Raw genomic sequence first — 22,566 nt, forward strand, 5'->3', positions numbered from 1 at the left:
TGACCCGCCCGGTCCACCCGGGAACGGCAACACCATAGCGACACCCACCGACAAAAAGCCGGGGCGTCACCGGTGCGCGCTGGACGCCTCGGCTCGCGTGACGTGGGCGGCGCAGAGCAGGAGGTAGGCGCTGGCGGTCCAGGTGTAGGCGCGGTCACGCAGGCCGGCGCCGGTGAGCGCGTCGAAGTTCTCGGCGAACCCGGACCGCTCGCACAGTGCACGGAAGCGGGCGCTGATGTCGTCGGCGAGATCGGTGTGCCCGGCGCGGCGCAGCCCGTCCTCGACGAGGATGGTGGACGGTGCCCAGATCGGGCCGCGCCAGTACCCGTCGGCCTCGTATCGGGGTGAGGTGGGCAGTTCCGTGGCGGGGCCGAACGCCGTGAGGTGGGCCCGGATCCGCTCGGCCAGGACGTCGCGCACGGCAGCGGGCAGGTCGTCGCCGAGGATGACGGCCATGAGGTCCAGCAGACTGTCGCTGGTCCAGGTGGTGCCCGACGTCGCGCTGCGGGTGACGAACCGGTCGCCGTCCCACAGCAGGTCCAGCATGGCGGTGCGGATCTGCCCGGCCGTCGCCGTCCAGTAGGCGGCGTCGCTGCCGCGGCCCAGCAGCTGGGCGAGGTCGGCGAGCTCACGCAGTTGCAGGACGAGGAACGCCGCGAGGTCGGCGCTCTGGACCAGCCGCTGCGGGTCGAAGGTGGTGGCGTTGTCCCAGCCGCTGTCGTTGCCGTGCTGGTAGTGCGCCAGGTGCGCGCCCGGGCGCCGGCGGGTGTCCAGCCAGAACGTGGTCCATCGGACCATTGCCTGGTACGTGGCGGTGAGTTCGGCGGTGTCCAGGTGCGGCAGTCGCTGGCGCAGCTGCCGCAGCGCCCAGCCGTGGATCGGCGGCTTCACGAAGTTGTAGAGCACCTCGGAGTGGGTGATCGAGTCGGGCAGGGCGCCGGTCTCGTCCTGGTGGTCGAACACGATGCGGAACTGGTGCCACGCCAGGTCCGGCAGGCCGTCGGCGAGGGCGAGGGCGTTGAAGCAGTGGTCCCAGCTCCACACCTTGTCCATCCAGTGCTTCGACATCAGCACCGCGGGTCGCGTGACGAACCCGGCCGGGCGGACCGAGGCCGACCACAGGACGTAGGCGGCCAGTTCGGCGGCCGGGGTCTGCGTCGTGCGCCACGGTGCGACGGCGTCGACGAACGCGGCGAACTCGCCCTCGGCGGCCTTGACGACCTCGTCGAAGGTGCGACCGGCGCGGTAGGCCGGGCGGGCGCTGTCGAACTCCTCGATCGCGATCTCCCACGGCTCGTCGCCGTCGGTGGTGACGCCGCGCTCGCCGGTGCCGAGTGTCTCCGTGCCGACGGCGGTGACCCTGCCGGTCAGGACGGTCACCCGGTACCGCCGGCCGGTGCCGTAGTCGGTGAACACGTACGTGTCGTCGACCGGGTCCTGGTAGAAGTACGTGCCGCTGAACGATGTCAGGGTCGCGTGCGCGGCGCGGATCGCCAGGCCGAGTCCCTGCCCGCGCAGCCGCACGGTGTCGGTGGTCTCGTAGGCCAGCTCGATCCGCCCCTGCGCCGCGTCCCAGGTGAGCTGGGCGGGGCCGGCCGAGACGGTCGCTTCGACCGGTGTGCCGGCCCGCATCGGGACGAACCGGAGCACGGCGTGCAGACCCGACTGGTGCGACACCAGGTGCAGGTGCTCGGCGTAGGTCTTCTCCGCGGTCACCGGGGAGATGCCGAACCAGGAGCCCGCGTAGCTGAACGGGATGTCCTGCACGGAGAAGGCAGGACCGATCGGGGCGCTCATGCGGGGGCTCACTTTCTGCGACGGCGGGACGCCGGGTGCGGGGCGGCGACGGTACCGCGAAGGGCTGGACATGTCGGACGGCCTGCGCAACCGGGTCAGTCCTTGACCGCGCCGGCGGTCACACCGGCGGCGACATATCGCTGCGCGACGACCAGGAGCACCGCCGCGGGGATCGAGGCGACGACGGCGGTGGCCATGATCGCGTTCCACTCCTGGTTGTTGTTGCCGATGTAGCGGTAGATGCCGAGGGTGATGGGGCGCAGCTGCCCACCGCCGTCGAGGGTGCTGGCGAAGATGAAGTCGGACCAGGCCCACAGGAACGCGAACAGCGAGACCGTCACCACGGCGTTGCCGCTGACTGGGAGAACGATCGACCAGAACGTGCGCAACGGCCCGGCGCCGTCGGTGCGCGCCGCCTGCAGCAGTTCGTCCGGTATGCCGGACATGAACGCGGTGAAGACCAGGACCGCGAACGGCACCGCGATCGTGGAGTCGGCGAGGATCAGACCGGGCCAGCTGTTGAGCACGCCGAGGTTGAGATAGATGACGTAGAAGCCCATCGCCATGATGATGCCGGGGACCATCTGCGCGACGAGCAACACGAAGGAGAGCAGGCCGCCGCCGCGGGGTCGCAGCTTCGCGAGGGCATAGGCGGCGGGCGCCGCGAGCACGACGGTCAGCACCACTGTGCCGACGCTGACCATCAGGCTGGTGCCGAGGTACGGCAGCTGTTGCTGCAGGACCGCACGGTAGCCGTCGAACGTCGCGTGCAGCGGGAACATGTCCGGCGGGCTCTTGCGCATGTCCCGCTCGGGGGTCAGCGACACGTTGATCATCCAGTACACGGGGAAGAGCAGGACCGCCGTGAACACCAGCCCGAGGCAGGTCCGTGACCAGGTCCGCCATCGGCTCGACGTCCGGTTCACCGGCCCACCTGCTTGCGCTGCATACGGATGTAGAGCAGGCCGAACGCGAGGGCCATGAGGATGAGCAGGTTGCCCACCGCCGCACCGGGGCCGAAGTCGGGCAGCAGGTTGCCGAACCCGAGCCGGTAGGACCAGGTGGCGAACGTGGTCGAGGCGTCCACCGGCCCGCCTTTCGTCATGATCCAGATGAGGTCGAAGACCTTGAGGGTGTACACGAGACCGAGCAGCAGGGTGATCGCGGACACCGGGCGCAGCAACGGGAAGGTGATGCGCCAGAACTGCTGGGCGCCGCTGGCACCGTCGAGGGCGGCCGCCTCGTAGACCTCCCCCGGGATGACCTGCAGCCCGCTGTACAGCACGACGAGGTTGAACGGGATGCCGATCCAGATGTTGGCGATGATGACGGACACCAGCGCCCAGTCCGGTGCGGTGAGCCAGTTGACCGGGTCGATGCCGGCCCAGCCGAGCGCGGTGTTGACGATGCCGGAGTCGCTGTTGAGCATCCACGACCACGTCGACGCCGACACGATGAGCGGCAGCAGCCACGGCACCAGGAACAGCGCGCGCAGCGTGCCGGACAGCGGGAAGTGCCGGTTGAAGAACACCGCCAGGGCCAGTCCGATGGCGAACTGGAACACCAGCGACACCACCGTGAACACGACGGTGTGCGCCAGCGCCGGCACGAACGTCGGGTTGTCGAGCACGGTGCGGTAGTTGTCCAGCCCGCTGAACGGCGCCCCGCCCTGCACGAAGGAGCGCACCGTGTAGTGGCGCAGGCTCAGGTCGATGTTGCGGTACAGCGGGTAGGCGTAGAAGGCTACGAGGTAGACGACCACCGGCGCCAGGAACGCCCACGGTATCCATCCGGCTGCACGTGCCCCGCGCCGTGCGCCGCGCGGGGACGGGACGGCCGGGGCCGCCCCGTCCCGGTCTCGCACGGCCGTCGGTGCGCCCGTGGCCTGTGTCGTGCGATGCATGATGTGCGTCGGCCTACTTGGTCGCCGCTGCGGCCGCGGACTGGGCCGCGGTGAGGGCGTCGGCCGGTGACTTCGACCCGCTGAGGGCCGCCTGGAACGCTGTCCACATCGGCTGGGAGATCTTCGGGTACTTGGTGCCGAGGTCGTCGCTGGTGCGTCCCTTGGCGGCCTTGACCGCCGCGACCCACACCTTCAGCTCGGGATTGTCCGCCACCTGCTTGTCCTGCACCGCCGTGGTCGGCGCGATGTAGGACAGGGTCGTCACGGTGGTGTAGGAGTTGTCGGTGTTGGTCAGGCACTGCACGAGTTTGCGGCTGGTGTCGTAGCGACCGGCGTCCTTCTGCACGGGGATGCTGACGAACTCACCGCCGGTCGGCGCGGCGGCCGTGCCGCCGGTGATCCCCGGGACCGGGATGATGCCGTATTCGAAGCCGGCCTTCTTGGCGTTGGCCAGCTGCCAGGTGCCGTTCTCGGCGAACGCGTACTCACCGGTGGCGAACTCCTGCCAGCTGGTGGTCTGGGTGTTGTTGATGACGGAGTTCGGCGCATAGCCCTGCTTGAGCCAGTCCGTCCACAGCGTCAGCGCCGCGACGGCCTCCGGCGAGTCGAGCTTCTTCAGGTTCGCGCCGGATCCCCAGTACCACGGCAGGAACTGGAAACTGCCCTCCTCGGTGCCGATGGCGGAGAACGTGATGCCCTTCTTGCCCGCGGCCTTCACCTTGCCCAGCGCCGCGGTGAGCGACGGCCAGTCCTTGACGGTGCCGATGTCGACGCCGGCGGCCTGCAGGACCGACTTGTTGTAGTACAGCGCGAGGGTGTTCGCGCCGATCGGCACCCCGAACGTCTTGCCGCCGGCCGTTCCGGCGGCGATGAGGTTCGGCTCGATCGTGCTGGTGTCCAGCTTGTTCTCCGCGGTGGTGGTCAGCACTCCGGCCTCGGCCATCGTGCTGACGACCGGGTTGTCGACGATGAGCACGTCGGGCGAGTTTCCCTGCTGTGCGGCGAGCAGCGCCTTGTTGGTCAGGTCGCTGGTGTCGTGGCCGGTGCGTTTGATGGTCACGCCGGCGTCCGTGCCGCATTTCGTCAGCAACTGCACCCAGGCGGAGCTGTCGTCGTACTGCGGGTAGGGGTCCCAGATGGTGAATGTGCCGTTGCCGGATGCGCCGGTGCCGCCGTCGTCGGACGACCCGCAGGCGGTGGTGGCGCACACGACGGCGAACGCGAGCAGGGTGGCGCCGATGACGCGGCGCCCGCTGGTGAGGTTAGGCATGGCGGCCCTTTATGGAGTGGGGTGTTCGGCTGTCACCAGCCGTGATGGCGTGGATGGCTCGGGACCGGTCGCGCCCGGCGCGGGTGCAGCGCCGGACTCAGGAGCGGACCAGGGTGTGCCGGTCCCGTGCGGGCACCGGCGGAGCTCCTCGTGCTGCAACGGCCGGCGCCCGCACCGTCGTGCGAATCGGTTCGACCTACCTAAGCACGCTGCCTCGCGCGGGTCAAGGTGCCGCAGCGTCGCGGCATTACGAATCGGTTCGACAAGGTCCGTGCCCTCGTGGACAGGGTTCAGGTAATGTCGTGAGGCTGCCGTGACATCGCGCGACGCTTGGGGACGGTTGATGGGGAGCGGTATGAACATCGGAGAGATCGCCCGTCGGGCGGGCGTCTCCCGCAGCACGGTGTCCTACTCGCTCACCGGCAACCGCCCGGTGTCCGAGGAGACCCGCCGGCGCATCCAGGCGGTCATCGACGAGCTGGGATACCGCCCCAACGCCAGCGCCCGCGCACTGAAGGAAGGCCGGACCCGCACGCTCGGCCTGGTCATCCCGCCGGCGAGCCAGCGGCTCACGGACATGCAGCTGGGGTTCGTGGCCAGCGTGGTCGAGGCCGCCGCGCACGCCGACTTCGACGTGCTGCTCTCACCGTCCGGCGGTGACCACGAGCGTTCGTTCGAGCGGATCGTCACCGGCCGCCGGGTCGACGGCGTCATCCTGATGGAGATCCGGCTCGAGGACGACCGGGTGACCCGGTTGCAGCACACCGGCCTGCCGTTCGTCACCATCGGCCGCACCGGCAACTCCCAGGACATGTGGTGGGTCGACGTCGACTACGCCGCACTCGTGTCACGCTGCGTGCATCACCTGGCCGACCTCGGCCACCGGCACGTCGCCCTCGTCAACCGCTCCGCCGAGCTGGTGGCCGCCGGCTACGGCCCCAGCCACCGCGCCCTGGCCGGCTTCATTGAAGCGGCCGCGGAGCGCAACCTGGCCACGGTCGACGTCTGCTGCGCCGACGACACACCGGCTGGAGAGTCCTGCGTCGAGCGGCTCCTGGCCGACCATCCCAAGGTCACCGCGCTGGTCACCATCAACGAGGCCGCGCTGCCGGGCATCCAGCGCGGCCTGGAACGCGCCGGCCTCCTCGTGCCACGCGACTTCTCGGTCACCGGCGTCGCCGCCCGGCACTGGGCCGAAGACTTCCGCCCGCCCATGACCGCCGCCGACATCCCCACCCACGACATGGGCGCGCACGCCGTCGAGCTGCTGCTGGAGCGTCTCGCCACACCCGAGGCGCATCCCCGGCACACGCTGCATGCCCCGCCCATCTCCTTGCGGAACACCACCGGACCGGCACCCGCCAGACAGCCGCTGCCCACCAGCGAAGACTGACCTGCGCCGGAGGGCGTCGCCTGGCGTATGCGGCGACCAGCACTCGCACCCGCGTGCGCGGTGTACCTGATCGGAGCCGGAACACGAGGAAAGGTGCACGACATGGCGGGAAACCGCAGCTGGGACGTCACCACCGGGCCGGGCATCACGGCCCTCGGCCTGGCCGCGGCGCGCACCGTCGAGTCGTCGCGTCCGGACGCGCTGATCGACGACCCGTTCGGCGCCGCGTTCATCCAGGCCGTCGAGTCGCCGGTCGCGTTCCCGGCGCGCTGGCCCGAGCCCGGCGCCGAGGTCAGCGACCGGGACGCGCTGCACCTGCACGGCTCGCGCTACATCGGCGTGCGCTCACGGTTCTACGACGACGTCGTCCTCGACGCGGTCGGCGGCGGCGTCCGGCAGGTCGTGCTCCTCGCCGCGGGCCTGGACACCAGGGCGTTCCGGCTCGGCTGGCCGCCCGGCGTGACCGTGTACGAGCTGGACCAGCCGCAGGTCGTCGCGTTCAAGGACGACGTGCTCGGCCACGTGGGCGCCCAGGCCGGCTGCGCCCGCGTCCCGGTCGGCGCCGACCTGCGCGAGGACTGGCCGGCGGCGCTGACCGGCGCCGGGTTCGACGCCGGCGCCCCGGCCGTCTGGGTGGCGGAGGGGCTGCTGGCGTACCTGCCGGCGGAGGCGGAGGAGCTGCTGCTGCGGCGCGTCGACGAACACTCCGTGCCCGGGAGCCGGCTCGCGCTGGACCACATCGTTCAGGTCGACCGCCTCGCCGCCGACCGTGCACCGCTCGACGAGCTCAGCGAACGGTCCGGTGTCCAGATGCGATCCCTGATCAACACCGAGCGGCGCCGGGATCCGGCGGAGCACCTGGGGGCGGCCGGCTGGAGCGTCGGCGAGGAGCCCGCGGCGGCCGTGGCCGCGCGCTACGGCCGGGACCTGTCCGACCCTTTCGGCCGGCAGGCGACACCGCCGTGGCTGGACACCAGGTTCCTCAGCGCCGTGCTGGATCGTCGCTGATCTTCTGGGACCCCGAGGTCAGTTGATCATCGATCGACCGCACCGGTACACCGGCGCCCTTACCCCGGGGGACGACCGGAGAAGGGCACCTGAAGCGAACCGTAAGCGCGGCCCGGCAATGTCCTGGGTGTCAACAACCAGCGGCGAGACCTCCGGGAGATTCCAATGCGCAAGCTCATCAACTCGACCTACATCACCCTCGACGGCATCATCGAGAACCCCATGTGGACCATGCCGTACTTCGACGACGAGGCCGCCGCCTTCGCCGGTGCGCAGACCGAAGAAGCCGACGCGCTGCTGATGGGCCGCGCCACCTACGACGGCATGTCCGCCGCCTGGCCGAGCAGGGACGAGAGCGACCCGACCACCGGTGCCGCCTACTTCAACCACGTCAAGAAGTACGTCGCCTCGACCGCCCTGACCGACCCCGCCTGGAACAACACCGAAGTGCTGCAGGGGGACCTGGTCGAGGAGGTCACCAAGCTCAAGGCGCAGGACGGCAAGGGCATTCTGCAGTACGGCTACGGCACGGTCACCGCCCAGCTGATCAGTGCGGGCCTGGTGGACGAGGTCCGGTTCTGGATCTGCCCGGTCCTGGAGGGCGGCGACAGCCTGACGACCCCGCTCAAGGATTTCAAGACGTCCTTCGATCTGGTCGACACCAAGGTCATGAAGAGCGGCGTGATCATCGCCTCGTACCGGCCGAAGGCGGCCGCGTAGCCGACGCTCAGAGCTGAGCCCGGGCCTCGCCCGGGCTCAGCCGCGTGCCGTGGGCGACCAGCGCGTCGAAGCGCTCCCGCCCGAGGGCGGCGACCAGGCGCGCGGTCACCCGGTCGGTCTCGTCGCGCTCCGCCGGGGCGGCCGGGGCCTCGATGGCCAGCCGGTTGGCGGCCGCGGCGCCCAGCAGCCGGGCCGCGACCTCGGCGGAGCGCTCCGCGGCGGCCGACGCCATGCCCTCCAGGGCGTACACCGCGTCCCGTGGGGACCCCATCGCCTCCGCGGCCTCGAAGGCCTCGACGTGCAGCGCCAGGCCGGCCGCCGCGTCGCCGCGCTGCTCGGCCGCGTACCCGAGCTCGACCAGGATCATCGGCAGGTACAGCGCCGGCTGCTGCTCGCGCCGGCCCTGCTCGGCGATGTGCATGAGATGTTCGGTGGCGACGTCGAGCTTGCCCTCGCGGCGGGCGGCCATGCCCAGGCTCGTCTCCGCGAAGATCACCGCGCCCGGCGCGTCCTGCTCCATCGCCAGGGTGTATGCGCGTTCGGCAAGCTCCCGGCCCTGCGCGTAGTCGCGGGTCTGCACCGCGAGCCACGCCAGCCAGGACAGCTTGCTGCCCACCTCCGGCCACAGCGACAGCGCCTCGGCCCAGCGCAGGCCCTCTCGATGCAGGGCGGCGGCACGCTCGTGCTCGCCCCGCATCTCGGCGAGGCCACCCATCCAGTCGTTGGCCTGCAGCCGGCCCCACCCGTCGCCGAGCTCTGAGAACAGCGCGGCGCTGCGGGTCGCGGCGTGCTCCAGCATGGTCAGGTCCCCGGTGGCGTGCGCGAGCTTCGCCCGCGAGCTGAGCACCGCGGCCTCGGTCCAGCGGTCCTCGAACGTCGTGGGCAGCAGCTGCGCGGCCAGTACCAGATCGCTGCGGTCGATCAGCGCGTTGGCTACGAACCAGGTGGCCCGGGCGTCGACGCCGGCGCCGAGCGCCCCGCGGATCTCGTCGGGCGAGATCGGCCCGCCCTGCAGCAGCGCGAAACCCATCCGCCAGGCCGCCGCGCGGGCCTCCTCGGCCGGATCGCCGGTCACGCCTTGCGACGCAAGGGCCCGCCGCGCCTCGGTGGGCCGGCCGCGCAGGAACCAGTACCAGGTCAGGGCGTTGGCCAGGCGCAGCCCGCCGCCGTTGGCCAGCGCCGAGCGCAGGTTGGCCGTCTCCGCGTCGAGCCGGGCGAGCCACTCCCGCTGGCCGGCGCCGCGCAGGTGCGGGTCGGCCAGTTCGGCCAGCTCGGTGTAGTACACCGCGTGCCGGGCCCGGGCGTCGCCGGCGTCCTCGAGCCGCTCGAGGCAGAACGCGGCGACCGACTCGAGCAGGCGGTAGCGGGTCCCGGTGCCGGAGTCGTCCACCACCACCAGCGACCGGTCCATCAGCCGGGCCAGCGCGTCGAGGTCGGTCCGGCACACCTGTTCGGCGGCCTCCGGCGTACATCCGTCGCTGAACACCGCGAGCCGGGCCAGCACCGCCCGGTCCGCCGCGTCGAGAAGGTCCCAGCTCCAGCCGATCACGGCGGTCAGCGTGCGCTGCCGCGCCGGAATGTCCCGCTGCGAGGTCGTGAGCAGCTGGAACCGGTCGTCGAGCCGGTCCACCACGCCCTGCACGCCGAGCGCCCGGACCCGGGTCGCGGCCAGTTCGAGGGCCAGCGGCAGGCCGTCCAGCCGCCGGCAGAGCTGGGCCACCGCCGGTCCGGTCCTCTCATCGAGCCGGAACCCGCGCTGCTGCGCGGCGGCGCGGGCGGCGAACAGCCGGGCCGCGGCCGAGCGCCGGACCGCGTCGAGGTCGCCGTCGTGCTCGGGCACGGCCAGCGGCGGCACCTCCCAGAGCAGCTCGCCGGTGAGGCCGAGCGGCTCGCGGCTCGTGGCCAGCACGCTGAGGCCGGGCGCGTCCCGCAGCAGCCGCGCGACGAGGTCGGCGACCGGCTCGATCACGTGTTCGCAGTTGTCGAGCACGAGGAGGAGCCGTCGTTGCCGGACCGCTGCCGCCAGCCGGTCGGCTGGGGACACGCTGGCGCCCGCGACCTCGCGCACGTCCATCGTGGCGAGCACCCGGTCGGCGACGCCGGGGTCACCGGCCGGCAGCGGCGCCAGCTCGACCAGGTGCGCGCCGTCGGGGAAACGCTGCTCGCGGGCCGCCTCGGTGGCCAGCCGGGTCTTGCCGACGCCTCCCGGGCCGATCAGCGTGACCAGCCGCTGCCCCGGGATCAGCGCCCGCAGCTCGGCCAGCGCCTCGGCCCGCCCGACCAACTCGTCGAGCCGGGCCGGCAGGCTGTTGCGCACGATCGCGGCCTTCGGTGGGGCGCTCAGGCCGGCGTCCTGCTCCAGGATCCTGCGGTGCAGGGCGACGAGCTCCGGCCCCGGGTCCAGGCCCAGTTCGTCGGCGAGTCGGTCGCGCAGCTCGGCGTAGCTGTCCAGCGCCTCTGCCTGGCGCCCCGCCGCATACAACGCGCGCAACTGCAACGCCCGCAGGCCCTCGCGCAGCGGATGCCGGGCCACCAGCTCAGCGAGATCGGCGACGACCAGGTCGTGCTCGCCCCGGGCCAGCCGCGCCTCGGCGAGCCGCTCGTGCACGGCGAGGCGCTGCTCGGCCAGGCGCGTCGCCTCGGCGCGGGCGAACTCCTCGTCGGCCACGTCGGCGTACGCGTCGCCGCGCCACAGGGCGAGGGCCTCGCCCAGCCGGTCTGCGTCGGTGGAGCCGGCCAGCTCCCCGAACCGGTCGGCGTCCACGGCGCCGGTGCGCAGCACGTACCCGGGCGGCCGGGACTCGACCAGGTCGCGGGCGCCCGGCTCGGCGTCGTTGAGTGCCTTGCGCAGCTGGGACACGCGCACCTGCAGTGCCCCGGCAGGGTTCGCCGGCGCGTCCTTGCCCCACAGGTCATCGATCAGCCGGTCCGCCGAGACCACCTGGTTGCGGTTGGCCAACAGGTCGGCGAGCAACGCCCGGACCTTGGCGCCGGGCACGACGACCGGCTCGCCGGCGTCGGTGGTCACGGCGAGCGGCCCGAGCACCCCGAACTGCACGGCGGCAATCCTAACCGCCGTTGCGGCCCGTAAGCCGACCGTAAGCGGCCCGGCGCACCGTACGCACATGGACATCTACTTCGAAGCACACGGCACCTCCGAGGGCCGCCCGCTCCTGCTGATCCACGGCGCGCTCTCCGGCATCGGCACCTCGTTCGGCACGATCCTGCCGATGCTCGCCAAGACCCGGCGGGTGATCGCCGTCGAGTTGCAGGCGCACGGCCGCACCCCGGACATCGACCGCCCGTTCACCGTCGAGCACTTCGCCGCGGACGTGGTGGCGCTGCTCGACCGCCTCGGCGTGGAGCGGGCGGACGTGTTCGGTTGGAGCATGGGCGCCTCGGTCGGGCTGCGGCTGGGCACCGACCACCCGGAGCGGGTCGGGCGGCTGGTGCTCGCCTCCGTGAGCTTCGACAACGCCGGTGTGTACCCGGGGCTGCTGGAGGGCATCCAGGATCTGCAGCCGGAGCACCTGCACGGCTCGGAGTTCCACGACGAGTACCTGCGGACCGCGCCGGACCCGGCCGGTTGGGGGAACCTGGTCACCAAGATGAAGGTCCTCGACGCGAACCTGCCACAGTGGACGCCCGAACAGATCCGCGCCGTGGTGGCGCCCACGATGCTCGTGCTGGCCGACTCCGACATCATCCGGCCCGAGCACGCCGTGTGGATGTTCCGGCTGCTCGGCGGCGGGGTGGCCGGGGACGTGACCGGTCTGCCGGCCTGCCGCCTGGCCATCCTGCCCGGCACCACGCACACGTCGATCCCGCAACGGGCCGACTGGCTGGCCCCGATGATCGACGAGTTCCTCGACCTGGTCTGACATCCCGCCGGCGGCGGGAGGAATGGACCGATCGTGCTGCCCGGAGCCGCCTCTGGGCGTCGACCCTTGCTGCCGGCGGTACACGCTTCTGCGTACTACCGCCGCGATCGGTGGTGTGCGACCTTGGCTCAGTGCATCCATCTGCGACGGTGAATGGCGCGCGGGCCCGCTCAGAGTTGGTGCTGCTGCAGGTGTGCGCCTGCCTGCGGGCCATCCAGCTGTCGGTGGGGCTGCCGGTGATGCTGGCCGGCGGGCTCAACGACTTCCGCTGGAAGACGGTGATCATCGGCAGTCACCTGCTGGCCGTGGTCTGGGCCGCGGTGCTGTTCTCCGTGCTGCTGCGCCGGCGTGAGGTGTCGCTGCCGTGGGTCCTCGTCGACCTGATGCTCGCGGGGATGTGGCTGATCACGGTCCCGCAGATGTGTGTGGCGTCCACCTGCGCGGCCGGCTGGCAGCTGTGGGTGGTGCCGCAGGCGATGGGCGCGATCATGCTGGCGACGATCTTCGTCCAGCTCGGGTTCGCGGCGGTCGGCACGCTGGCGGTGGTCTGCTCGTACGTCACCGGGATCTGGAACCAGATGATCAACAGCGGTGGGATGACACCAGGGCTGACCGGGACCCTCGCCGTGAACGTCTTCTTCATGATCGGGTTCGGGTTTCTCGGCTGGATGTGCGCGCGGCTGCTGCGCGGCGCCGCCCACAAGGTCGACCTGGCGACCGCGGACGCGCTGGAGGCCCGCGGCCGGGAGGCCACCGCCCAGGCCCGCTACGACGAGCGGACACGGCAGTACGACGTGCTGCACCACACGGTGCTCAGCACGCTGAGCAAGATCGCCCGGGGCGGGCTGGACCATCGCACGGAGGAGGTGCGGGCCTTGTGCGCCCGTGACGCCGACTTCCTGCGCGGCCTGATCACCGGCGCCGACGACACCGGCCCCGGCGATTTCGTCAGTGCCCTCGCCGGCGTCGTGCGCGACAAGCAGGCACTCGGGCTGCAGGTGCACCCGCAGTATCACGCGCTGCCCTCCAAGCTGCCGGAGACCGGCGCCGCCATGCTGCTCGGGGCGGCCCGCGAGGCGCTGACCAACGTCGCCAAGCACGCCGGCGTCGACGAGGCGTGGCTGACCGCCGTCGGCGAGGACGGCGGGGTCCGCCTGACGGTCGTCGACCGCGGCGTCGGGTTCGACCCGTCCGCCGCGCCGGTCGGCCGCGGGCTGATACGCGAGCTGCGCCACCGGGTGATCGAATCGGGCGGCACGGTGGACGTCATGTCCACCCCAGGGCATGGCACGGTGGTGGAGGTGCTGTGGAAACCGTGATCGACATCGCGGCGATCGACAACGACCGGATGCTCCTGGAGGGCATGGCGACCTGGATCTCGCGGATGCCGGACATCCGGCTGGCGGCGACCGCCTCGTCGGTCGACGACTTCCTCAGCCAGACCGTCTCGGCCCGCATCGTGCTGCTCGATCTCAACCTGGAGGACTTCTCCGACCCGGTGGACAACGTCGTGCGGCTGGTCGCCGTGGGCTTCACCGTCATCGTCATCACGGTGGTGCCCGACCTGTCCTACATCCTGACGACGACCGAGGCCGGCGCGGCGGCCTACGTGGCGAAGACCGCCAACCTCACGTCCCTCGCCGAGGTCATCCGGGCGGTCGCGGCCGGCGACTCGCCGATGACGACGGAGCACGCGTTCTGGCTGGGCCGCGACGACAGGCCGGACCGGCCGGAGCTCACACCCCGCGAGCTCGAGGTGCTGGTGGCGTACGGGCGCGGGATGACCGTGGACGCGGTCGGCCGTCAGCTGGGCATCGCCCCCGGCACGGTGCGCACCCATCTGGAGCGGGCGAAGCAGAAGTACGCCGAGGTGGGCCGGCCGATCCGGCACCGCGGCCAGTACGGCGAGCGCATCCGCGAGGACGCGCTCGGCCGCGAGCGGCTGCCCGGGCCGAACGCGACCCCGCCGGCCACCGGCTGACGCGGATCAGGGAAACGGGTGCGGGACGAGGCGGGGCTCGCCGCCGGCCAGCCGCCGCAGTAGCCGGGGCATGCCCAGTGCGCGTTGCCGCAGCCACCCGAAGTCGATGGGCAGCAGGCCGGGCACGATCGTGCACACCGTGCGCAGGCCCATCGCGTGCTGCTCGGGGGTCGTCTGGTCCACGACGATGACGTCGAAGCCCTTGCCGTGCAGCTCGTCCAGCACCCGCCGCAGGTCCTGCAGCAGGTCATGGGTCGGCGCCCCGGGCGCGCCGTAGATCTCGCGCATCGACTCCAGCGGCCGGTCGGCGAGGTAGTCCGCGGCATGCTCGCGCATCCGCGGCAGCCCGAACAGGTCGGCGTGGTCGTGCACGGTCTGTACCAGGGCGTAGTCCTCGGCCATCGCGTCGAGCTGTGCCCGCCGGCGGTGCGTCGTGCGGGCCTTGACCGGGATGTAGGACAGGGTCTCCGACAGTGCGGCGGCGACCGCCTGCGCGGGGTCGAGGTGCGCGCCGGCCGCGAAGGCGAGCAGTCCCCGGCCGCCGTCGTGCCGGACGGCGAGGGTGGTGACCACGGGCACGGTCAGGTCGGTGCGGTTGTCGAAGGCGAGCACCTCGTAGCCGGCGAGCGTGGCGCGGTCGGTCATCGCCCGGATGTGGGCGCTGGCGCACGAGCCGAGGTCGATGCGGCGCAACGGCTGCCGGGCGTACCAGGCGAGCAGGAACGCGTCGCGCTCGATCAGCTCCAGCAGGCCGTACAGGACGGCCTCCTCCAGGCAGCTGCCGGTGGCACAGCCGTTGGAGGAGCTGAGGACGAAGTTGTCGCCGGGTGCCCCGGAGCTGTAGAAGCACAACCGCCGCGGCACCATGATCGGTTCGCCGGTGCCGGCGACGTGCCCCCACACCCACGGGATCGGCCGGAACGGGTCGAAGCGCTGCACCAGCGGATCGGCGTCATAGGTCTCGTCCGCGTAGACGCCGCACCGGGCCGGGTCCAGCGCCCGGTCGGCGACGTCGGCGTAGGCGGCCAGCAGCGGCGGCCCGGCGCGGCGGCGGTGCGTGCCCGCGTACCGTTCCAGCCCTTCGAGGTAGGCCAGTCGCAGGCTGTCGCCGAAGCCGGCGGCGTGCCCGCTCCATGCGACGTCGAGCAGGCCGGCGTACCCGCGGATGAAGACTCCCCCGGTGACCGGTGACGTTGTCGGCATGGCCGGGTTCATCAGCGCCCCGGCGCCGATGGCACCGCTGACCGGGTTGACCAGCGCACCGACCGGAAGCCGGTAGTCGCGCGCGCCGTGCAGGCGGTAGCGGTGCGGTGCCGGTTTCGGGCGGTGCTGCGGCGCGCTCCAGCGCGTCGGCAGGTCGGCCTCCACGCGGCCGCAGCTCGGGCACAGCGGCTCCGGCAGCACCGGCACCGTCACCGTGCGCAGGCTGCCGAGGTCCATCGAGGTGACCCGGCACAGGCCGCGGCTGTCCGGGTCGAGGAAGCGGCCGGCGGTGGGTGGCCGCTCGGCGATCGCGCGGAACAGGTGCCACACGGCGTCGACGAGGTACGGCGGCAGCTCCGGCCAGGCTCCGACCGCGGTGAGGTGCCGGCCGGTCTCCAGCGCGTCGCGTTCCGTGCGCCCGCGCATCCGCTGCCACCGCACGCCGAAGCAGTGCCCGCACGCCGCGTCGGGGCCCTCCGGTCCGCCCCACGGTCCGATGACGACGGTGCCCGCGGACAGGTGCACGTTGGCGTGCCGGCGGGCCGCGTCGGGTTCGTTCGTGAGGTCGGCGGCGCCGAGGGTCACTACGGCCGGTGCCCGCCCGCCGGCCGGCGGGTTCGCCGACCAGCGGACGTCCAGTTCGCGCCGGAGCCGGGCCGCGGCGGCGCTGAGCGGTGCCGCCGCGGCCGTGGTCGTTGCCGGCCGGTCCGCCGGTCGCGCGGCCGGGCGGGTCGCTGACGTCGTCACTCCTCGTTGCTCCACTTGAACAGGCGCAGACCGATCGCCGTGAACACCGCGGCGAAGCCGGTCAGCACCCCGCAGGCGATCCAGTAGTCGCGGGCCTCGCCCGCGCCGGCCAGGGCGTAGACCAGACCGTCGAGCAGGTAGCGCAGTGGCATGGCGTACGAGACGTCCTGCAGCCAGGCGGGCATGAGCTCCACGGGGATGAACGCGCCGGACAGGAACGCCATCGGGATCACCACGCAGTTGCCGATGGCGCTGACCGCCTCGGGGGTCTTGGACACGGCCCCGATGATCAGCCCGAGCCCGAGGAACGCCGCGATGCCCAGCAGCATGACGGGCAGCACGAGCGGCCAGCGACCGGACACGTGCATGCCGAACAGTGGGATGGTCGCCACCCCGATGAACAGCACGCACTGGGCGACGCCGACGCCGACCGCGATCGCCAGCCGCGCGAGCACCACGTCGCTCAGCGGGGCCGGGGTGTGCCGGATCAGGCGCAGCAGGTCGTCCTTGCGCCACTGCATCAGGGAGAAGGCCACCCCGAACGAGGCCGCGTTGGCCTGTCCCCAGGCCAGGACGCCTGGGGCGATGAAGTCGATGTACCCGTTGCCGGTCTCCTCCACCCGCTGGCCCTTGAAGATCAGGCCGAAGATGGTCAGGAAGATCAGCGGGAAGGCGAACGTGAAGAAGATCGTCGCGGTGTCGCGGGTGTTGGCTTTGAAGGAGGCCCGGGTGAGGGCCGCGAACGCGGTCACGACTGTGCTCCGATCAGTTCCAGGTATGCGTCTTCGAGGGTGGCCGACCTGGTCTGGACGCCGTCGAGGCCGCCGTGGCCGCCCAGCGCCGCCAGGACCCGGGCCAGGTGCCGGGTGTGCAGGGTGAGCAGGTCGCCGCCGACGGTCGCGGCGTCGACGCCGTCCAGGCCGCGGGCCTGTTCCGCGGACATCGCGGTGGCCGGCACCAGCACCCGGCTGCCGACGCCGGAGCGGCCGATGAGCTCGTGCGGGGTGCCGAGCGTCAGGATCCGGCCGTGGTGCAGGATCGCGACCCGGTCGCAGAGCTCCTCTGCCTCGTCGAGGTGGTGGGTGGTGTACACGATGGTCCGGCCGGCCGCTTTGAGCTGCCGCAGCATCGTCCACAGGTCGCGGCGCGCCTGGGGGTCGAGCGCTCCGGTCGGCTCGTCGAGGAAGATGACCTCGGGCTGGTGCACCAGCGCCGTGGCGATGGCCAGACGCTGCCGTTGCCCGCCGGAGACCTTGGACACCCGGACGGTGGCCGAGTCGGTCAGGCCCACCTGTGCGAGGGCCCGTTGCGCCGCGGCGCGGTCGAGGCCGTAGAACGCGGCGACCGTCTCCAGGTGCTCCACGGCGGTCAGGTGCGGGAAGAACGCCGACTTCTGCGTCTGCACGCCGATGAGCGGCAGGAGCGCGGGATCGCGCGGGTACGGGCGGCGGCCGAGCACGCTCACCGTCCCGCTGTCGGGCACCCGGAGTCCTTCGATCATCTCGATGAGGGTGGTCTTGCCGGCGCCGTTGGGGCCGAGCAGCCCGATGAACTCGCCGCGCGGCACGGTCAGGGACACGTCGTTCACGGCCTGGACCGCGCCGTAGGACTTGTGCAGCCGCTGGACCTCGATGGCTGTGTCCGCGGGTGTCCGCGAAGTCGCTGCCTGCATTGCCTTTGTCTTCAACGCCGCGCCTCTCGTGTGACGGGTTGGTGGGTTCGGCTGCGTGCCGGACGCAGTCCGGGTTGGCTGGTGAGCCAGAGGGTGACCGTCAGGACGACCGCCGCGCAGGACGCGGCGTAACCGGCCCGGCCGAGTGCCGGTTCCAGCAACCGGCCGCCGGCGACGGCCACGGTGGTGCCGGCCGCCGCCGCGGCCGCGTGCCACGCCGTGCCGTACAGGCCGAGCGCGATCCGGGCCTGGCGGGGGTACGCCGCCCCCCGGCCCGTCAGCCACCGGTGCGGGCGCGACCACAGGTAGCGGCGGCTCTCCGGACCGAGCGCGATCATGCCGAGCTGGTGGCTGAGCATCTTGTAGCCGTCCAGCGGCGCGACCGGTACGTAGTTGACGAGGCTCTGCGCGGTGCCTGCCAGGGCCACCGCGGCCGCGAACCGGTGGCCGGCGGATGCGGGTGCGGTGAGCGACCAGGCCAGGACGAAGGGTGCCGTGACGAGCGCGTTCAGCACGCCGCCGGCCGCGGCGATGGCGACGCGGTGGGCGCGGGCGGGCAGGTACTGGTAGTCCTCGACCTGGCAGGTCAGGCGGAACAGGTTGATGCGCACCACGCGGCAGCCGAAGTGGGTGGCGGTGACGCCGTGGGCCAGTTCGTGCAGCATCGCGCCGACGTAGCAGACCGCGACGACCCCGGCGATCGAGCGCCAGTCCTGCAGCGCCGGCCGCGCGGCGTGCCACAGGTGCGGCGACTGCACCGCGACGATGGTGTACAGCGTCAGCAGCGCGACCGTGGCGGCGAGACCGGCCGGCGCCGTGAACGCCCACCGCACCGCCCCGGCGAGCCGGTGCAGTCCCGGCCGGGGCGGTGGATGCGCCGCGGTCTGACCGTCCGCGGCGAGCAGGTCCCGCTGATGCAGCAGCCACAGCAGCTGCGACCACTGCGCCGGGCCGAGCCGCCGGCCGAACCTGGCCGCGTACAGGTCGCTGACGTCGGCCACGGTCAGGTGGCCGTCGAGGTGGCGGATCAGGAAGCTCTCCTTCGCCGAGACCTCGAACACCCGGCCGCCGCGGATCTTCACCAGGTGGATCCGGTTGGGCCCGCGCCCCATCTCCGCGGAGATCAGCAGGTCGGGCCGCACCCGTGGGCGCGCGTCGAGCAGGTCCTGGGGGTCCCCGGCGACGCCGGTCACGCCGGTCACCGCGCCGGCGCCGTCTCGCGCAGCGCCCGGCCGATCAGGTACGCCAGGTACGCCTCGTCGCGCAGCGTGACGTACAGCCGGTTGTTGGTCATGTGCAGGTACGGCGACAGCAGCCGGATCAGGGCCTGATGCGCGTCGGTGACGGTGACCGGCTCGGCGCCCTCGGGGTAGGCGAAGGTCAGCGCACCCGATCCGGCCAGCAGCACCACCCGCTCGCGCAGCTGCGCGGCGTGCTCGGCCCACCCGCGCAGCAGCACCGGCAGCCGGTGCGGCTCGCCCTGGTCGAGCGCGGTGAGGATGGGCCGGAAGCGCCGGTCCAGGTCGGCGGCGACGCGGTCGTACATGCCGTCGTAGTCGATGTTGTCCACGAGACCGGCACCGCCGAACGCGTGCCGCCAGAACTGGTGGTAGCTGTCGAAGAAGGTGGCGAGCTGGTCGCGGCCGGGCAGGAACGTGCCCGCCATCACCAGCATCAGCTGGCTGGCGATGCCGAGGACCACCGGCCGCAGGTGCAGGTTCATCGTGGCGACCAGGTCGATGACGAGGTCGCTGGAGTGGCGGAAGTGCCACTCCGCCAGCGCGACACCCTGCGCGCCGCCGTACTTGCCGTACTCCGGTTCGTAGGGCCGGTAGGCGAAGGAGTTGTTGGGCTGCATCGCCGCGGTGCCGTCGGCGGCGAGCAGCTCCTGCGGGCCGCCGTTGGGGTATTCGAGGCGGAACAGCATCTCGTGCAGCTCGCCGCGGAAGCCGGCGTTCATCTCGTACAGCGCCGGGCGGTCCGCCAGGAACCGCTGGACGGCGGCTTCGGCCGCGTCGCGGACCGCCGGCTCGTCGGCGGCGGTGCGGGGCTTGAGCCGCAGCCGGACGTGCGGGCCTTCCTGCCAGTAGTTCATGTAGAAGTACGAGTCGAGCAGGCCGCGGGTGGTCAGCTCGTCGACCAGCGGCCGGACGCAGTCCAGCACCATCGGCCGGGCGTTGGCGCCGTAGAAGATGTGCATGCCCAGCCACGATCCGGGCTGGGCTGTGGGGTCAGGCATCGTCGGCTCCAGGGTTCGTTTCCGGCGCTCGGGAACTGGGAAAGGTCTCGATGACGAACTCGGTGACGTGCCGCCCGCCGGGCGACGCGGCGGTCAGCTGGTCGCCGGACGGCAACATCTCGCGGAACACGACGCGGTCGGTGGTGTCCTCCAGCGACGACTCGAGCGCGACCAGCGACAGGTAGCTGCCGCAGTCGACGTACTGCGGCTTCGGCCGGCCGCCGAATCCACTGTGGACCGTCGCGAACAGCTGTGCCGGAAGCCGGTGTGCCCGCTGCCACCGCTGCCATCGCAGGAACCAGGCGGCGTCGGTGTCGCCGTCGGTCCGGCGGGGCAGCGCCGTGGGCGTCGTCGACCAGCTGCGCCGGCTCACCACCACGTCGCCGATCAGGACCCGGGGGCGCGCGACGACGCCGTCGGCCGGTGGCGGCGCGGGCACGCCGCGCCACACGTCGAAGGTGGCCAGGGAGGTCGGCGACAGCAGCAGCAGGGTGCGGTGCAGCTGCGGCAGCGCCATGGGCACCAGGTAGCCCAGGTAGACCGGGATCACCTCCCGGTCCAGCCGCGTGGAGCGCAGCATCACCCGGTCGGTGGCGGGGTCGTGCCGCAGGTACAGGTCCGACAGCGGGATCTGGCACTCCTGCGGCGCGAGGCTGGTCTCACCGGGGCAGACGATGACGTAGTCGGTCAGCTGCGCGTGCAGGTTGAGGTTGGTGGTCACCGGGCCGCCGGTCACCTCGGCGAACACGGCGCCGGGCGGGGCCACCGCGGCGGCCTGGGCGCGCAGCCGCGCCGGCAGCGGCCCGCCTCCGGGCCCGCTGTCGAGGCCGTCGAAGCAGTGCGTGAACCGGCTGAACGGGAACGACAACCCGCCCAGCGACTGGTTGAGCACCAGCAGCGGCCCCTCCGGGCGCGGCACCACCTGGATGAGGTGGCTCTGCGGCCGGAAACCGCCGAACAGGTCCTGCAGGCCGCCCCCGATCTCGTGCAGCGCCGCGGGGTCGAGCCGGATCTCCGCCGCGCCGGGTGCCGCCTGCGCGGCGGAGCGCAGGTGACCGGCGAGGTCCTGCCGGACCCGGTCGAGCAGGGCCAGCTCGGGCCGGCCCAGCCAGTTCTCCTCCGGACGGTAGGAGCCGTCCTCGGCGAACGGCCTGACGTCGGCGGTGCTGATCAGGTACTGGTCGTACAGGTCGTCGTGGAAGTCCTCGACCAGGCGCAGCAGGTCGTCGCAGCGCCCGCCGGCGCCGTACCGGGCGACGAAGAAGCCGTGGAACATGATCCGGTGCGGCAGCGTCAGGTCGAACGCCGGCAGCACCGCCTCGGCGGCGGCCAGCTCGTGCCCGGCGAACCGGTGCCAAGCGCCGGCCGGCATGGACAGCTCGCCGCCGACGCGGCAGTCCTCGTACAGCAGTGCCCGCGGCAGCGAGACCGATGCGGCGCCCAGGTGGTCCAGGACGTCGCGGAGCGCCTCCCGCAGCCGGTGCATCGCCGTGCGGCGTTCGGCGATCCCGCCGTCGCGGAACGCCTCGATGTGGGCGATCGGCGCGGCGAGCCGCTGCGCCAGTTCGTCGGCCCACGGCCGCCGCAGCGTGGTGAGGAAGTCGCGCAGCTGCCGCAGCGGATCGGGGGTGTGCACGTCGACGGCGAACCCGTCGATCTGCAGGACGCCGAGCCGCAGCAGGATCGACACGTACTCGTCGCAGCGCTGCGGGTCGGCCCGGGTCTGCCGCCGCAGCCAGGCGGTCAGGTCCGCGCACCGCCAGGCGCCGCCGCGCTGCAGCAGGGCCGTGAGCCCGTCGAGCAGGCCGCTGCGGCGCAGGTAGAACAGGCCGTCCTGGATCGCGTCGAAGCTGACCGGGGCCTTGTCGTCGCCTTGCGTGACCCAGCGGCGCACGTACCGGATCCGTTCCGGGTCCTGTCGCAGGCCGGGGCTCAGCACCATCGGCAGGTCGCCGCGGCGGGTGACGTCGGCGCAGACGGCGTCCACGATCCGGGTCAGCACGACCACGTTGAGCCGGACGTGGCTGTGCCAGGTCGCTGCCACCTCCAGCGCTGTGTCGCCGGGCGGGTCGCCAGCGGGGTCGCCTGCGGTGCCGGTGAACTCGCCGACGCCGATGCCGGTGAACCAGCTGAACGGGCTGGTCTTGCACGCGGTGCGGTACAGGTAGGACAGCACCGAACGCTCGACCCGGCGCAGCTTCTTCGCCGGTGATGCGGCGGTGCGGCCGGTCAACGCCACCAGTTGCTCGTCCAGTGCGGGCGAGGCGACCTGCATCCCGGCCCGCAGCCGCGGATCGCCGCAGAGCCGCCACAGTTGCGCGCGGCTCGCGGCGACGTCGGTGTCCAGCAGCGCCGCGAGGTCCCGCTGCCGGTCGGTGAGGTGCTGCCGGCGGGTCAGCCACTCGCGGACCGCCGCGGCCGCGGCCTGGTCGACGGCGAGGACCGCGGCGAGGGCGCCGCCGGGGTCGGCGGGGAGTCTGCCCTGGAAGATCGTCCTGCGCAACACGAGCAGCTCCCGGCGGGATCCGCTGTCGTCGTTCGCGCCGATCAGGTCGTGCAGCAGGTCGGTGATCGGTCCGGCTTCGGCGGCGAGCTGCGCCTCCAGGTCGAGGATCTCCGCGGCGCAGGCGGTTGCCCGGTCGCACCGCAGCGCCGCGACGGTGTCGTACGGCAGGCCGCCGACCCGCACGGCGAAGTACCGGCCCAGCAGCCGGGTGGACGGCCTGGTGGCGGGGAGGATGGTGGTCATCGC

General features: G+C 72.4%; 17 protein-coding genes. 6 read left to right on the forward strand and 11 right to left on the reverse strand.

What is annotated here, in order from left to right; all coding sequences use genetic code 11:
- Nucleotides 1–66: 66 nt before the first annotated feature.
- From OHA72_RS45285 to OHA72_RS45300, 4 genes are all read right to left on the reverse strand, one after another.
- Nucleotides 67–1,797, reverse strand: coding sequence for an amylo-alpha-1,6-glucosidase (locus OHA72_RS45285; RefSeq protein ID WP_327002289.1), 1,731 nt, complete (start codon nucleotides 1,795–1,797; stop codon nucleotides 67–69).
- A gap of 95 nt (nucleotides 1,798–1,892) precedes the next feature.
- Nucleotides 1,893–2,633, reverse strand: a complete 741-nt coding sequence (locus OHA72_RS45290; protein ID WP_327011780.1) for a carbohydrate ABC transporter permease — start codon at nucleotides 2,631–2,633, stop codon at nucleotides 1,893–1,895.
- An 86-nt stretch (nucleotides 2,634–2,719) separates the two neighbouring features.
- Nucleotides 2,720–3,559: a carbohydrate ABC transporter permease gene (locus OHA72_RS45295; RefSeq protein ID WP_327002290.1), complete on the reverse strand. Its 840-nt coding sequence runs from the start codon at nucleotides 3,557–3,559 to the stop codon at nucleotides 2,720–2,722.
- Nucleotides 3,560–3,713: 154 nt separating this feature from the next.
- A complete protein-coding gene (locus OHA72_RS45300) occupies nucleotides 3,714–4,970 on the reverse strand; it encodes a sugar ABC transporter substrate-binding protein (RefSeq protein ID WP_327002291.1) in 1,257 nt (418 codons plus the stop codon).
- 355 nt (nucleotides 4,971–5,325) lie between these two features.
- Here OHA72_RS45300 and OHA72_RS45305 point away from each other — a divergent pair, with 355 nt between their 5' ends.
- The 3 genes from OHA72_RS45305 to OHA72_RS45315 all read left to right on the forward strand — a co-directional run bounded on the left by OHA72_RS45305 (nucleotide 5,326) and on the right by OHA72_RS45315 (nucleotide 8,091).
- On the forward strand, nucleotides 5,326–6,363 hold the full coding sequence (locus tag OHA72_RS45305; protein WP_327002292.1) for a LacI family DNA-binding transcriptional regulator: 1,038 nt from the start codon (nucleotides 5,326–5,328) through the stop codon (nucleotides 6,361–6,363).
- A gap of 102 nt (nucleotides 6,364–6,465) precedes the next feature.
- Nucleotides 6,466–7,371: an SAM-dependent methyltransferase gene (locus tag OHA72_RS45310; RefSeq protein WP_327002293.1), complete on the forward strand. Its 906-nt coding sequence runs from the start codon at nucleotides 6,466–6,468 to the stop codon at nucleotides 7,369–7,371.
- Between the two features lie 165 nt (nucleotides 7,372–7,536).
- Nucleotides 7,537–8,091, forward strand: coding sequence for a dihydrofolate reductase family protein (locus tag OHA72_RS45315; RefSeq protein ID WP_327002294.1), 555 nt, complete (start codon nucleotides 7,537–7,539; stop codon nucleotides 8,089–8,091).
- Between the two features lie 7 nt (nucleotides 8,092–8,098).
- Here OHA72_RS45315 and OHA72_RS45320 read toward each other — a convergent pair whose 3' ends face one another.
- Nucleotides 8,099–11,149 carry an AfsR/SARP family transcriptional regulator gene (locus tag OHA72_RS45320; protein ID WP_327002295.1) on the reverse strand — a complete coding sequence of 1,017 codons (3,051 nt, stop codon included), beginning with the start codon at nucleotides 11,147–11,149 and terminating at the stop codon, nucleotides 8,099–8,101.
- 67 nt (nucleotides 11,150–11,216) lie between these two features.
- Between OHA72_RS45320 and OHA72_RS45325 the strand changes: the two genes are divergently transcribed.
- The 3 genes from OHA72_RS45325 to OHA72_RS45335 all read left to right on the forward strand — a co-directional run bounded on the left by OHA72_RS45325 (nucleotide 11,217) and on the right by OHA72_RS45335 (nucleotide 13,953).
- Nucleotides 11,217–11,972, forward strand: coding sequence for an alpha/beta fold hydrolase (locus tag OHA72_RS45325; protein WP_327002296.1), 756 nt, complete (start codon nucleotides 11,217–11,219; stop codon nucleotides 11,970–11,972).
- 179 nt (nucleotides 11,973–12,151) lie between these two features.
- Complete coding sequence (locus tag OHA72_RS45330; protein WP_327002297.1) at nucleotides 12,152–13,291, forward strand: sensor histidine kinase; 1,140 nt, start codon at nucleotides 12,152–12,154, stop codon at nucleotides 13,289–13,291.
- Nucleotides 13,279–13,953, forward strand: a complete 675-nt coding sequence (locus tag OHA72_RS45335) for a LuxR C-terminal-related transcriptional regulator (RefSeq protein ID WP_327002298.1) — start codon at nucleotides 13,279–13,281, stop codon at nucleotides 13,951–13,953. The genes OHA72_RS45330 and OHA72_RS45335 overlap by 13 nt, the downstream gene beginning before the upstream one ends.
- A gap of 6 nt (nucleotides 13,954–13,959) precedes the next feature.
- Here OHA72_RS45335 and OHA72_RS45340 read toward each other — a convergent pair whose 3' ends face one another.
- The 6 genes from OHA72_RS45340 to OHA72_RS45365 are packed head-to-tail and all read right to left on the reverse strand — an operon-like array spanning nucleotide 13,960 to nucleotide 22,563.
- A complete protein-coding gene (locus OHA72_RS45340) occupies nucleotides 13,960–15,903 on the reverse strand; it encodes a TOMM precursor leader peptide-binding protein (RefSeq protein ID WP_327002299.1) in 1,944 nt (647 codons plus the stop codon).
- Nucleotides 15,900–16,655 (reverse strand): ABC transporter permease, encoded by a 756-nt coding sequence (locus tag OHA72_RS45345; protein ID WP_327002300.1) that lies wholly within the window; start codon nucleotides 16,653–16,655, stop codon nucleotides 15,900–15,902. The genes OHA72_RS45340 and OHA72_RS45345 overlap by 4 nt, the downstream gene beginning before the upstream one ends.
- A complete protein-coding gene (locus OHA72_RS45350; RefSeq protein WP_327002301.1) occupies nucleotides 16,652–17,575 on the reverse strand; it encodes an ABC transporter ATP-binding protein in 924 nt (307 codons plus the stop codon). Before OHA72_RS45350 ends, OHA72_RS45345 begins: the two co-directional genes overlap by 4 nt.
- 11 nt (nucleotides 17,576–17,586) lie before the next feature.
- Entirely contained in the window at nucleotides 17,587–18,768 is a 1,182-nt protein-coding gene (locus OHA72_RS45355; RefSeq protein ID WP_327002302.1) for a peptidase M50, read from the reverse strand.
- 5 nt (nucleotides 18,769–18,773) lie between these two features.
- On the reverse strand, nucleotides 18,774–19,814 hold the full coding sequence (locus OHA72_RS45360; RefSeq protein ID WP_327002303.1) for a lantibiotic dehydratase C-terminal domain-containing protein: 1,041 nt from the start codon (nucleotides 19,812–19,814) through the stop codon (nucleotides 18,774–18,776).
- Nucleotides 19,807–22,563: a lantibiotic dehydratase gene (locus tag OHA72_RS45365; protein WP_327002304.1), complete on the reverse strand. Its 2,757-nt coding sequence runs from the start codon at nucleotides 22,561–22,563 to the stop codon at nucleotides 19,807–19,809. Before OHA72_RS45365 ends, OHA72_RS45360 begins: the two co-directional genes overlap by 8 nt.
- Nucleotides 22,564–22,566 lie beyond the last annotated feature (3 nt).

The organism is Dactylosporangium sp. NBC_01737, assembly GCF_035963215.1.
Taxonomy (GTDB): Bacteria; Actinomycetota; Actinomycetes; order Mycobacteriales; family Micromonosporaceae; genus Dactylosporangium.